Source organism: Nostoc sp. UHCC 0302, assembly GCF_038096175.1.
Taxonomy (GTDB): domain Bacteria; phylum Cyanobacteriota; class Cyanobacteriia; order Cyanobacteriales; family Nostocaceae; genus UHCC-0302.
This window is the reverse complement of sequence record NZ_CP151099.1, coordinates 7,044,720-7,057,830: the sequence shown is the minus strand read 5'-3', so window position 1 is coordinate 7,057,830 and position 13,111 is coordinate 7,044,720. Positions and strand designations below refer to the sequence as shown.

The 13,111-nt window shown below is 41.4% G+C and carries 13 protein-coding genes; 8 read left to right on the top strand and 5 right to left on the bottom strand.

Going from position 1 to position 13,111, the window contains the following annotated elements; genetic code table 11:
- Positions 1-269 precede the first annotated feature (269 nt).
- Complete coding sequence (locus WKK05_RS30515; RefSeq protein ID WP_341526749.1) at positions 270-950, top strand: ATP-dependent Zn protease; 681 nt, start codon at positions 270-272, stop codon at positions 948-950.
- A 30-nt stretch (positions 951-980) separates the two neighbouring features.
- Here the strand turns inward: WKK05_RS30515 and WKK05_RS30510 are convergent, their stop codons facing one another.
- Entirely contained in the window at positions 981-2,033 is a 1,053-nt protein-coding gene (locus tag WKK05_RS30510; RefSeq protein ID WP_341526748.1) for a GGDEF domain-containing protein, read from the bottom strand.
- A gap of 881 nt (positions 2,034-2,914) precedes the next feature.
- Complete coding sequence (locus WKK05_RS30505; RefSeq protein WP_341526747.1) at positions 2,915-3,115, bottom strand: heavy-metal-associated domain-containing protein; 201 nt, start codon at positions 3,113-3,115, stop codon at positions 2,915-2,917.
- Between the two features lie 328 nt (positions 3,116-3,443).
- Between WKK05_RS30505 and alaS the strand changes: the two genes are divergently transcribed.
- The 7 genes from alaS to WKK05_RS30470 all read left to right on the top strand — a co-directional run bounded on the left by alaS (position 3,444) and on the right by WKK05_RS30470 (position 9,083).
- The gene (gene alaS, locus WKK05_RS30500; protein WP_341526746.1) at positions 3,444-6,086 is read left to right on the top strand and encodes an alanine--tRNA ligase; all 2,643 of its coding nucleotides are present in this window, start codon (positions 3,444-3,446) and stop codon (positions 6,084-6,086) included.
- Positions 6,087-6,369: 283 nt separating this feature from the next.
- Entirely contained in the window at positions 6,370-7,122 is a 753-nt protein-coding gene (locus WKK05_RS30495) for a hypothetical protein (protein ID WP_341526745.1), read from the top strand.
- A gap of 148 nt (positions 7,123-7,270) precedes the next feature.
- Complete coding sequence (locus tag WKK05_RS30490) at positions 7,271-7,510, top strand: type II toxin-antitoxin system Phd/YefM family antitoxin (protein ID WP_341526744.1); 240 nt, start codon at positions 7,271-7,273, stop codon at positions 7,508-7,510.
- A 21-nt stretch (positions 7,511-7,531) separates the two neighbouring features.
- Positions 7,532-7,756: a DUF2281 domain-containing protein gene (locus WKK05_RS30485; protein WP_341526743.1), complete on the top strand. Its 225-nt coding sequence runs from the start codon at positions 7,532-7,534 to the stop codon at positions 7,754-7,756.
- A complete protein-coding gene (locus tag WKK05_RS30480; protein WP_341526742.1) occupies positions 7,756-8,160 on the top strand; it encodes a type II toxin-antitoxin system VapC family toxin in 405 nt (134 codons plus the stop codon). Before WKK05_RS30485 ends, WKK05_RS30480 begins: the two co-directional genes overlap by 1 nt.
- Positions 8,161-8,304: 144 nt before the next feature.
- Positions 8,305-8,658, top strand: a complete 354-nt coding sequence (locus WKK05_RS30475) for a type II toxin-antitoxin system HicB family antitoxin (protein WP_341526741.1) — start codon at positions 8,305-8,307, stop codon at positions 8,656-8,658.
- Positions 8,658-9,083: a type II toxin-antitoxin system VapC family toxin gene (locus tag WKK05_RS30470; RefSeq protein WP_341526740.1), complete on the top strand. Its 426-nt coding sequence runs from the start codon at positions 8,658-8,660 to the stop codon at positions 9,081-9,083. The genes WKK05_RS30475 and WKK05_RS30470 overlap by 1 nt, the downstream gene beginning before the upstream one ends.
- Before the next feature lie 169 nt (positions 9,084-9,252).
- On the opposite strand, the gene WKK05_RS30465 is transcribed toward WKK05_RS30470, so the two are convergent.
- From WKK05_RS30465 to WKK05_RS30455, 3 genes are all read right to left on the bottom strand, one after another.
- A complete protein-coding gene (locus WKK05_RS30465; RefSeq protein ID WP_341526739.1) occupies positions 9,253-9,879 on the bottom strand; it encodes a heme-copper oxidase subunit III in 627 nt (208 codons plus the stop codon).
- Positions 9,880-10,007: 128 nt separating this feature from the next.
- Positions 10,008-11,744 carry a cytochrome c oxidase subunit I gene (gene ctaD / locus WKK05_RS30460; protein WP_341526738.1) on the bottom strand — a complete coding sequence of 579 codons (1,737 nt, stop codon included), beginning with the start codon at positions 11,742-11,744 and terminating at the stop codon, positions 10,008-10,010.
- A 61-nt stretch (positions 11,745-11,805) separates the two neighbouring features.
- Complete coding sequence (locus tag WKK05_RS30455) at positions 11,806-12,933, bottom strand: cytochrome c oxidase subunit II (RefSeq protein ID WP_341526737.1); 1,128 nt, start codon at positions 12,931-12,933, stop codon at positions 11,806-11,808.
- Positions 12,934-13,111: the final 178 nt, after the last annotated feature.

Sequence of the window (13,111 nt, the reverse complement as noted above, 5' to 3'; positions counted from 1 at the left end):
CTTACTATCGTTTTATACTTAATTGAGTTGAGCTACTTAAGCTCATAATTTGAAAATTAAGTTAAATCAGCCAGTCGAGTAATCACATAAGCGATCGCACTTAAGCAAACTCTGGAGCGTAAATTTACCAAAAATACTAAAGACTTGAGCAGGTACAGCATCGACTGGAAGTAATTCTTAGTACATCCACTATTGTCTAATCACATTCCCCTGATTGCTCATCTCGCTTCATAATGAAGAAAGATGAAGATGCACTCAGAAAACTTGGAATGAGCAAAACTGCCCTGAATTTAGTTGCGATTTCTGTCTTTCTCATAACTTTTTCCAGCCTATTAGGGCCATTTATTCATTTGTCGCCCACAGTACCAGCAGTTGCGACCTTCACCATCTTGGGATTAGCGACGTTAGATAGTTTCAGCTTACAAGGGAAGGGAGGTACTATCCTTTTAGATTGGATTGCTGGTTTTTCACCGGAACATCGCGATCGCATTATCCACCATGAAGCAGGACATTTTCTAACTGCTTACCTGCTGGGTATTCCTGTTACAGGCTATACTCTCAGTGCCTGGGAAGCCTGGAAGCAGGGTCAACCAGGTCAAGGTGGTGTTACTTTTGATGATCGGGAATTAGCATCTCAATTGGATGTAGATAAAATCAGCGTCCCAATGGTGGAGCGTTACTGCACTCTTTGGATGGCGGGAATTGCTGCCGAAACGCTTGTTTTTGATAATGCTGAAGGTGGATCTGATGATAAAAACAAGCTAAACAGTTTATTGACAGTTTTGGGGTTTTCTGAATCTAATTGTCAGCAGAAACAGCGATTTCATGCTCTCCAGGCAAAAACCTTATTGCAAGAAAATTGGTCTAAATATCAAGCCTTAGTCAAGGCTATGCAACAACGTGCTTCAGTCGCAGATTGTCAAAATGCGATCGCAAGTGCTGAGTTTTAAGTTGTAAATTGAAAAGTATTCATAACTCATTTAAGAGTCAGTACTCAGCGCTACTGAAGATTCAGTACTGTGAGAGGAAACATTTTTCCCGTGTGATATAGGGGATAAGTATTCGCAACCAATAACTCGGTTGCGTCCAGCAGCTTTAGCTTGTAACAAGCATTGATCTGCACGATTTAGTAGGCTCTCTCCTCGTTCGTCGTCCGCTGCTACTAGAGATGCAGTACCCAAGCTGATTGTGATATCGATAGCTAGTTTGTTGTTGATTGCAAACGGTTGTTCGCTGACTAGGCGATTGAGACGGCGTGCTACTATTAATGCTTCATCAGCAGTAGTTTTACCTAGAATAACTACAAATTCTTCGCCCCCATAACGGAATGGAGTGTCTTGAAAGCGTAAATTGTGGCGCATCCGGGTACAGAGCAACTGCAAAAGGCGATCGCCAACTAAATGTCCGTAGGTATCGTTGACGTTCTTAAAATAATCTACATCTAACATAATCAAACTCAAAGGAATTTCTTGAGTCCGAGCTTTTTGAATTTGACGGGGTAAGTCCCATTCCAAAGCACGACGATTATTCAATTCTGTCAACGTATCAGATAGGGCGATCGCTGACAACAAATCGTTCGTCCGCAGCAGATCGCGATATTTTTGTGCTTTCCGCAAGCCAACTGTTAATTGAGATAGTATTAGCTGATGGTTAGCGCTCAACTCGGCCAAAGTCTGCTCTGGAAGCTGCCAAATGTAGGCATCGGCTCCTTGTCTTAGTGCTGCGGCAGTCATCTCTAACTCCCTGTGCAAGCCATACTTACCTCTCTGGGTTAGCTGCTGGGGCCGATCTTCGAACATAATACAATATATCCAGGATAGCTTTGTCTGGTCTTTCAACCAACCACACAATTCCATACTGCCATCCAGGCTAGCCTGCACAAGTATTATATCTGGCGGTGTAGTTTGAATTCGCGATACCGCTTGATTGACATTGGTAATAACTTCTACGCTAAAAGCGTCTGAACAACTGATCTGATCTGGAAGTGTGGTGAGAAATGTATTGCTTCCAAAGACCAGAATAGAAATACTCATTTCTTTGCTGTTTATGCTGTTTCGGCTTTCCGTGAATTAATTTAGAAGAATTTGCCGTGAGTCTCTCTTAATACTTAATCTACTGATTATCTAACTTTAGGTAGATTTTTTAGTACTAATCTAATATTTATTTATTTTAATGCAAAATACGCAAAATACTCTCAATTTTAATCTCATCTTTATACTTTCTCTTTACTATACTTCCTGAAGCTTCGCTTTATGATACTAATGTCAGCTTTTCGATATTTTTCAGTAACAGTATAAATACTGAAGATTTAGTTATTTTTATTTAAATGGTATAGAAGAGTTTGCATATGGTTAAAGTACACAGAGAAGTTTGAGCGGCAGAAACTGCCGTTAGCTCTTCGCTTAGCGCAGGCTGCTGAACTTATGGCTGAACATGGATAATTGTAAAGGCGCACATCTATGTATATCGAAGTGTGACTAAATCTTTGATTTAGTAGGGATGCAGAAACACCATGAATTCATTCCCCCCTTCTGCTGTTGGAGACCAAGGCAAATAGGTGAGGCTCATTCGCGTAGAGTGTCGCATACAAGACTCGCTAACGTCAATCGCTCATGATGAGCCAGTGCGTTGCGGAAGTATCCTCTGTTGTAGCAAGTGGTGTGGAAACTTCTAAGACCCTTATGGGTTCGGCAGTCGCACAGAATTCAGGATCTTTTCTGACCGGAGGCGGAGCATCTTTGCTGCTCAATTCTTTTTTAATCACCAGTCAAAATGAGGAGTGTGCGATTGACTCCTGAATCCGAATTGAAAACAGGACTGTCTCGAACTGTGTTAACACTCTTTTTTGGCAAAAACAGAAAACCTCTGGTAACCCATCATTAAAACTAAGTTTTAGTAAAAATTTAGTTTGACATTAATAACCTTCAACGGTATAGCCAGCAGCAACAATTACTTGTTTGATTGTCTCTTCAGAAGCTGCGGATTCTACTGTGACAGTTTTAGTATTGACATCAACATTCACTTTGGCGTCGGGTTCCATTACATGAATCGATTCAGTAATTGTTTCTGCACAGCCTTCACAAGCAATGTCTGATACTTTTAGTTTTAGAGCCATTTTTTACCTCTGTTTGTGTACCTTACACTTCTTGAGTATTAATTTAACTGAGTAGAACGCAATGTTCATCCCACCACAGTGGTGATTGTGAAAAAACATAATAAATACACACAATTCACCAATTGGCAAATTTGGCTAGCAGCAACATGAAACAAAATGCAAAAATAGATAAAGCTAGTTATGGAAATACACCTAGCAGGTGAACGCCCCCCAAGCAGAGAACTCGTAGCACAAATGTCCCTGACTGCGGCATACTTTGTCTGTAAAAGCGGTGAATGACGCTCTGCGGACGTTCCCCAGTTTATTAAAACTACTTTCGCAAACACTCATGTCTTCAACTCCCCAGTATTTCAGCGGTAACGAAATTCGCGCTAAATTCCTTGACTTCTATGCCCAAAGGGGACACCAAGTTCTTCCGAGTGCCTCCCTTGTGCCAGAAGACCCAACCGTGCTGCTGACGATCGCGGGGATGCTACCATTTAAACCGATATTCTTAGGACAGCGCACGCCAGAATTCAAACGGGCTACGACTTCCCAAAAATGCATCCGTACTAATGATATTGAGAATGTAGGACGTACCAAACGGCATCAAACGTTCTTTGAGATGCTGGGTAATTTCAGTTTTGGTGATTATTTTAAAGAACAAGCGATCGCTTGGGGTTGGGAAATCTCCACAAAAGTCTTTGGTTTATCGCCAAAAAACCTAGTTGTCAGCGTTTTTCAAGAAGATGATGAAGCACATAACATCTGGCGCGACCAAATCGGCGTACCGGAAGCTAGGATTAAACGTTTAGGTGAAGATGATAACTTTTGGGTATCTGGGCCGACTGGGCCTTGTGGGCCTTGTTCCGAAATATATTATGACTTCCACCCAGAACGCGGCGACGACAATATTGATTTAGAAGACGACTCCCGATTTATCGAGTTTTATAACCTCGTCTTCATGCAATACAACCGGGATGTATCAGGCAATTTAACACCGCTGCAAAATAAGAACATTGACACCGGCATGGGTTTGGAGAGAATAACGCAAATTCTCCAACAAGTGCCGAATAACTATGAAACTGACCTGATTTTTCCGATTATCCAAACAGCGGCGCAAATTGCAGCTATTGATTATCATAGCAGCGATGAAAAAACTAAAGTCTCCCTAAAAGTTATAGGTGATCATGTTCGTGCAGTCGTCCATCTGATTGCTGATGAAATCCGCGCCTCCAACGTGGGACGGGGTTATATATTGCGGCGGTTGATTCGGCGTGTGGTGCGTCACGGAAGATTAATAGGCATTACTAGTGAATTTATCACTCAAGTTGCTGAAAGTGCGATCGCACTTTCCCAATCAGCTTACCCCAATGTGCGGCAACGGGAAGCAGCAATTAAAGCTGAGTTGCAACGGGAAGAATCCAATTTCCTCAAAACTTTGGATAGAGGTGAAAAACTTTTAGAAGAAATCATCCAAGAGGTGAAGCAACAAGGAAAAACCTCTATTAGCGGTGAAAGTGCTTTTACTCTATACGATACCTACGGTTTTCCCCTCGAACTTACTCAAGAAATCGCTGAGGAAAATAATCTCACAGTAGATGAAGTTGGATTTAATGCCGAGATGCAAAAGCAGGTGGAACGTGCCAAAGCAGCACACGAAACCATCGATTTAACTGTGCAAGGTTCTCTCGATAAACTTGCAGAACACATCCACGCAACTGAGTTTTTAGGTTATACCCAACCTGCGGTAACGGCAAAAGTCGAAGCGATATTAGTAGAAGGCGTTTCCCAAGAAGAAGCTGAAGCAGGAACCGAAGTGCAAATCGTGCTTGACCAAACCCCATTTTATGCCGAATCTGGGGGACAAATTGGCGATCGCGGTTATATCTCTGATGATGGCATTGTCGTTCGCATTGATGACGTGAAAAAAGAATCAGATTTCTTCGTTCATTTCGGACACATCGAACGCGGTACACTGCGCGTTGGCGATAATATCACCGCCCAAATAGATAGGGCTTGTCGGCGTCGCCTCCAAGCTAACCATACTGCAACGCACCTGCTGCAAGCCGCACTCAAGAAAATTGTTGATGAGGGAATATCACAAGCGGGTTCCTTGGTTTCCTTTGACAGGTTGCGGTTTGACTTTAACTGTCCGCGTCCCCTGACAGCAGAAGAAGTGCAACAAATTGAGGAACAGGTTAACACTTGGATAGCTGAAGCACACGCTGCAAAAGTGGAAGTATTACCTTTAGCAGAAGCCAAAGCTAGGGGTGCTGTTGCTATGTTCGGCGAAAAGTACGGCGAAGAAGTACGCGTGATTGATTTCCCTAGCGTGTCGATGGAACTTTGCGGCGGTACTCATGTCAGTAATACTGCGGAAATTGGTGTGTTCAAGATTATCTCAGAGGCTGGTGTAGCTTCTGGGGTGCGACGCATTGAAGCTGTTTCCGGGCCTGCGATACTGGATTATCTCAACATTCGGGATAAAGTAGTGAGAGATTTAAGCGATCGCTTTAAAGTAAAACCCGAAGAACTTCCAGATAGAATCACAAGTCTGCAAACCGAACTGAGAAATAGTGAAAAACAGTTAGCAACACTAAAATCACAGTTAGCTATTGCTAAATCTGATAGCCTGCTGCAAACAGTTGAAACCATCGGCGATTATAAAATTCTCGTTGCCCAATTGGAAGATGTTGACCCGGAATCTTTGAAAACCGCAGCCGAACGCTTATTACAAAAAATCGGTAACGGTGCAGTAGTGTTGGGTTCCGTTCCCGAAGCTGGGAAAGTTAGCATAGTTGCAGCTTTCAGTCCTGAAGTGAATAAAAAGGGACTGCAAGCAGGTAAATTTGTCGGTAATATTGCTAAAATCTGCGGCGGTGGCGGCGGCGGAAGACCAAATTTAGCCCAAGCCGGGGGACGCGATGCAAGTAAATTACCAGAAGCGTTGGAACAAGCCCGAAGTGAATTAAAATCTGGGTTGAGTTAATTTCTTGTAAGGCAGGCATTTTGCCTGCCTATAGATTATTAAAAAATTTTTAGTATAGATTAAGCAAATTTGTAATTATCCTTTAATTAAGTAGTTATCAGAATTATTTGTGAGATTAGTAGAGCGGTAGCAAAGCCCATAATAACTTTGTAAATATTGAGTTTTCCGATGGTAACTTAATCTAATTTAGCTGTATTATACTTATAATTATTGTTAACAATAATTATTAAAAATTTCCATATATAATATAAAAAATTATGTTGAGTAAACTGGTTTCATAAATATGAATCTCTATATTGTCTGTTTACAGAATCTATCAGAAGAAGTAATTTTAGAGTTAGATGAAATAGTTTTAAAAAGATTAGTTGATAGTTATAATTCTGGCGCAACAGAAGTAATGATAAAAGGTCAATCATATCGCCTTCAGCTCGTACAAAAAATTATAATTTTTCAAATCGACAATTATGAAGAACTTTGTAAAGAAAAAACAAATTTCTTTAATCAATTATTTGGTTCCCAAGAATATTATAAATCAATTAAATTTATAAGTAAGTTTGGACGTGAAATAACAGATGAACTTATACAAGCGACCTGGAGTGAAAATAGAAGAAAAAAAATAAAGGATTCACAAGAATTAAAAACAACTAAAATTTACGTAAATATCACAAGAATACAGGAACTTAAATCCATTTCAAATACAAAATTTGATTTATCAAAGCTTATTCAATATTGCGAAGAAATAAACAAATGTTTTGACAATGATTGCCTACTATCTGTTGTAATGCTTGTGAGGGGAATCATAGACCATATCCCACCAATATTTGGTAAGCTAACATTTAATGAAGTGGCAAGTAATTATGGCTCTAAAAGCTTCAAGGAGTCTATGAACCATTTAAACAGTTCATTGCGTAAAATTGCTGATTCCTATTTACATACACATATTAGAAATAAAGAAGTTCTTCCCAATGAAACACAAATAGATTATTCCAGAGATTTAGATGTATTACTTGGAGAAGTATATAGAGTTTTAAAATAGCTTCTGTATCCAATTAGGAAACTGGAAGAACCGAAGTAAAATCCTAGATTTACCAGCAAGTACGCATACACGAAGTGGTTTATCATCAGACATAGCATTACAATAAAATTAAACAATATTCTATCTCTTAACCACGTGTAAGTACGAAGTGCAAAAAGTTACAGTTGAGCAAATCCAACAAGATCCTTTGAAGTACCTTAATCAAGTTGAGGCAGGTGAAAGCTTTATTCTTATCCAAGCAGATAAGTCCATCGCAGAATTAAAACCAATTATTAATATCAACAAAAAGCTACGACCATTTGGTTTATGTGCCGGAGAATTTATTGTGCCTGATGATTTTGATGCACCTCTAACTCATGAGGTTCTGAATACATTTGAGGGCGGGTGAAAATTCTTTAAGGATGAATAGATGAATATTGAGCAAGCAGTCTTAGAAAAATTACGCCAGCTACCTGTAGATCAGCAGCAAGAGTTATTAAAGTTTGCAGAATTTTTATACCAAAAAAGTACTTCTAAAACTCCCTTACTTAGCATTAGAGGATTATGTGCTGACTTAGCAGTAGATATTACTGAAGAAGACATTACCCAAGCACGTAAAGAAATGTGGGGTAATTTTCCAAGGAATATTGTGTGATGACATCAGTAGTTGCAGATACACACACTTTAATTTGGTATATTTTTGACTTAAAGAGGCTATCTGAAACTGCTTTAACAACTTTGGAACAAGCAGTGAATGGTGGTAATCCTATTTATGTTTCAGCCATCTCAGTAGTCGAAATTGCTTATTTGGTAGAAAAGGGGCGGTTCACTGAAGAAGTATTAAAACGAATTCTTAATGCTTTAGATGACCCTAATGTGGGTATCGTATTAGCACCTTTAGACCGTAATGTATCCGGAGCAATTCAGCAAATTGATCGAGCAACTGTTCCTGATATGCCTGATAGGATTATTGCAGCTACTGCTTTGTCTTTAGGTTTTCCCCTTGTTACCCGTGATTTACGAATTCAGGCACTAACCAGTATTCAAACAATTTGGTGATGTAGAGCGATCGCCTAAAATAATTGTTTCATAAAAAGTGCGATCGCTTCACATCCAACACCTTATTTAAAAATTCAATTTTTAACGCATTAGCACTGTATTTATAATAAAAATAGCAACTATTGAGAAAATTAGAAAAATTTTATGACTGGTAACTTACTGAAAAACGTAACTAATGAGCTATCCACAGTAAACTATTCAGTATTAGTTGAAGTAAAAGAAGGCGGATATCAAGCAACAGTGTGGGGTTTACAAGATTGTCAGGTATTTGCTGCAACGCGAGAAGAGGCACTGAATAATTTACATGAACTTGTGAATATTCGATTAAAAAATGTAGAAATAGTTACCCAAGAAATTGAAGCACCCAAATCAGAACATCCTTGGATGAAATTTGCAGGAATGTATCAAGACAATCCGCTATTTAATGATGTCTTATCAAACATCGAAGATTATCGCCGGGAACTCGATGCAGAAATTGGTGCAGAGGATGAAATTTGATGAGTTTGTGGATACTAGATACAGATACTCTGACATTATTTCAAAACCAGCACTCTTTGATTAAACAACGTATAAATGAAGTAAATTCTGAAAATATTGCTGTCACTGTAATTACAGTTGAAGAACAAATGCGTGGATGGTTGGATGCTATTCGACAGTCTTCAGAAGCCCAAAGACTCAGATGGGGCTATTTAGGATTGCAACAGGCAGTAGAGTTTTTTAACATAATTAGAATACTTGATTTTGATGAAACAGCTATAAATTGTTATACAAAATTAAAGAAACAAAAAATTCGTATTGGTACGCAAGATTTACGAATAGCGTCAATTGCAATTTCTAATAATGGGATTTTAGTAACACGGAATCAGCGTGATTTTTCCCGGATTCCTGGGTTACAGTTTGAAGATTGGACGGTGGAGAATTAATGCGATCGCACAAACTTCTTGTTTTTGAGGGTATGAATATTACAGGTGTTAGAGAAAGCAACCTTAATTACTCTCAAAGCAAGCTATCAAGAAAATTGTAATTAAAAAAGCCCCCGGCTGAGGGCTTGTTAAGTTATTCGCGTGGAGTGAATAACTAACTAATTAATACTCAAAGCAAATAGATTAATCCGAACAGAATAATCCAAATTACGTCAACAAAGTGCCAATATATTTCGGCAGCTTCAATACCAAAGTGCTTTTCGCTACTGTAATGACCCTTAACGCGCGATCGCCACAATACAGCAACAATCGCTAAAACCCCAAGGGTAACGTGCAGTCCGTGGAAGCCAGTTAAAACGTAAAACGCACTCGCAAACAAATTGGTAGTCAGACCAAATTCTAAATGGGTATATTCATACACCTGACCTACCAAGAAGATAGCACCCATCGCCGCAGTAATTGCCAACCAAATACGCGCACCTTGCGTATCATTCTTTTTGATAGCAGTATCAGCATTATGCATGACAAAACTGCTAGCAATTAGATTTACGGTGTTAACTCCGGGTAGTAATAGTTCTAACTCTGGTGTACCTTCAGGGGGCCACGCAGGTAAGGTAGCACGGAAAGCTAAATAAGCTCCAAACAATCCCATGAAAATCATCCCCTCAGCAATGAGGAAGACAATTAGCCCAAACAGGCGATGATCTGGATGTTCTTCGTGATGACCATCTACCGCTTCCGCAGCGTGGTGATGATTAAGTTCCGTTTTAGCTGGGTCAATAGTTTGACTTTGCATGAATCTTTATAAGTGAGTAGGGGGTGGGGAGTAGGGAGTAGGGAGTTAGGAGTGGAAAGTGGGGAGTGGGGAGTTATTCATTTCTTCCTTTATTCCCAGTACCCAGTCTCCAGTCCCCAGTCCCCAGTTTATTTACGGTCTTCGGGATTAGCAGCAACCGCTGGATCTGGCTCTGCTCTTAATACTGAGTTCGGGCCGGCAGACAAGACTGGATCGGGATCAGATAAGGGTACGCCTTCTTTAGCCTTTTCCAAACCGTAGTCGTAAGGGCCTGTAGCCAGTACTGGGGTTTTATCAAAATTTTCGATCGCCGGTGGTGAGGTTGTCATCCACTCTAGGGTCAGCGCTCTCCAGGGATTATTACCAGCTTTCTCTCCGTACAACCAACTCCAAATCGCATTGAAGATGAAGGGGAAGGTTGAAACTGCCAGTATATAAGCACCTATGGTACAAATTTCGTTGAGAAAAGTGAATTTGGGGTCGTATTGTGCAACACGGCGGTTCATGCCCATCATTCCCAGCTTATGCATGGGTAAGAAGGTCATATTTAGACCGACAATTGTCAAGCCGAAGTGAACCTTACCCCAAAATTCGTTCAGCATTCGCCCTGTCATTTTGGGGAACCAGTGGTAAATCGCTGCATAAATGCCGAGAACGCTACCACCAAACAGGACGTAGTGCAAGTGCGCTACTACAAAATAGGTATCGTGAACGTGAATGTCAAACGGTACAGCCGCCAACATTACGCCACTGATCCCGCCAATCACAAAAGTGCCAACAAAGCCCATTGCAAAGAGCATCGCACTGTTGAGTCGGATTTTTCCGCCCCACATTGTTGCCAACCAGCTGAAAATTTTAATTCCAGTGGGTACGGCGATGATCATGGTGGTGATCATAAAGAACATCCGCAACCAGCCAGGGATACCGCTGGTGAACATATGGTGCGCCCAGACGATTAACCCTAAAAAGCTAATGGCGAGGGAGGAATAGGCGATCGCTTTATAGCCAAAAACTGGCTTACGCGAATGGACGGGGATCACTTCCGAAATTGCCCCAAAGAAAGGCAAAATCATGATGTAAACCGCTGGGTGGGAGTAAAACCAGAACATATGCTGGTATACAACGGGATCACCGCCCCCAGTCGGATTAAAAAATGTTGTTCCCGCCAATAAATCAAAAGCCAGCAGAATTAGACCTGCTGCTAGTACTGGCGTAGATACCAAAGTTAATGCTGAGGTGGCAAACATTGCCCAGCAGAACAAGGGCATTTGATTGAAACCCATACCTGGGATACGCATCCTCAGCAATGTGACGAGGAAATTAATTGCCCCCAGAATTGATGATGTACCAAGCAAGAGGACACTCATAATCCAAATACCCTCACCCACTTGACCTGTTACCAAGCTCAGGGGGGGGTAGGAAGTCCAGCCTGCATCGGGTGCATCACCTACCACTAAACTAGCGATTAGCAGCAAACCAGAAGGTGGAATCATCCAAAAAGCAACAGCATTCAGACGTGGGAATGCCATATCCTTAGCCCCAATCATTAAGGGGATTAAGAAGTTAGCAAACCCCGCACCCGCTGGCACAATCCATAAGAAAATCATGATTGTGGCGTGTAGCGTGAATAAACTGTTGTAGACTTCAGGCGTGACAAAATCCACTTCTGGCGTTCGCAGTTCTGTACGAACTAAGTCGGCCAAGACGCCACCAATACAGTAGAAAATGAAAGTTGTGACTAGGTATTGAATCCCAATCACCTTATGGTCTGTGTTGAAGGTAAAGTAGTCTTGCCATTTTCTGATCCCTGGCTCTTCACTAAGGGCAGGGATATTGGCAGTTTCTTGTAACTGAGCTTGTGTCATAGGAGTTACTTGTCATTTGTCCTTCGTCCTTCGTCATTCACTAATGACTAATGACTAGTGACTAATGGTGATGGGCAGTTTGAACTTGATTGAGCGTTTCTGGCTGAATTCCCATGTCCTTGGTGTAAGGAGCGAGAAATTCATCTGGGGATAGATTTGTAGGGTTAACAGCAACTGCTTGACTTAGGGGTTCTTCGCGGCTAGCAACTAGCTGCTCTTGTACCCATTTGTCAAATGCTTCTGGTGTTTCCACAACTACTTGTGTTCTCATTGCACCGTGGTAGGGGCCGCAAAGTTCAGCACAGATTAGAGTATAGTCACCTGCTGTTCTGGGCGTGAACCGAATCTCGCTTTGTCTACCGGGAATCGCATCTTGCTTAAGACGGAACTCTGGAACCCAAAAAGCATGAATAACATCGTTGGCTGTCATATTGATTTGCACCTCGCGCCCAATGGGAACGTGCATTTCACCTGTGGTGATCCCAGAGTCAGGATAGGTGAACAGCCAAGCGTACTGTAGACCAGTGACGTTGACTAATAATTGGGCTGGTTTGCCTACATTCTCAGGACTGGGGCCAATAGTGGGTGAAACTACACCTACACCAGGAGCATTCCGCTTTTGAGGAATTTGGTCAGCATTGCGAACTGCTGCTGTGGCGGGGTCTTGCATTGCCTCATCAGATTTCTCTTGATTGAGGTTGGGTTCTGTGCTGGGTGGTGTGTCGTTGAGAGTTGCGGCGAGAGCGGTTCCCGCACGCTTCGCGAACGCTGCCCCAGGCATTGACATTGACATCGACTGCCCAGTAATCGGAGCTTCATGAATGGCATGAGGATCAAAGCCACCGATTTCGTTGTACACATCAAAACTGTAAACAGAAATACCGATAACGATAATTGCTGGGATCGCAGTCCAAAGAATTTCTAGAGGCACATTGCCTTCAACTGGTGGCCCGTCTTCATTGTCACCAGAACGCTTACGGTATCTAATTGCAGAGTAAATCAAGATACCTTCGACTAGTAGAAATATACCTGTGGAAACAACCATCATCGTGTTAAACAGACCATCCACTAAGACGGCTTCATCCGAGGCTGCTGTTGGCAACAGACCGTGATTTTGACCGTACCAAAGGCTGACTAGTGTTAGCACGATGCCTATGAGTAATGTCCAGATCGAACTTGGAATCTTCACGGCTTACTTAATTGAATTTACTACTTTATCTTAAAGCTGCCCACTTACTAAGGTAGTCTAGGCTGTCTGTCCTTGGCTTCAAACCTCTGAAATTTTTATTAATTTTTTTGGCTAGTTGACTAATCTTGAGTACAAGGTATCTATTAGATACTGCCAAAACTAGATGCAAATCAGCTGA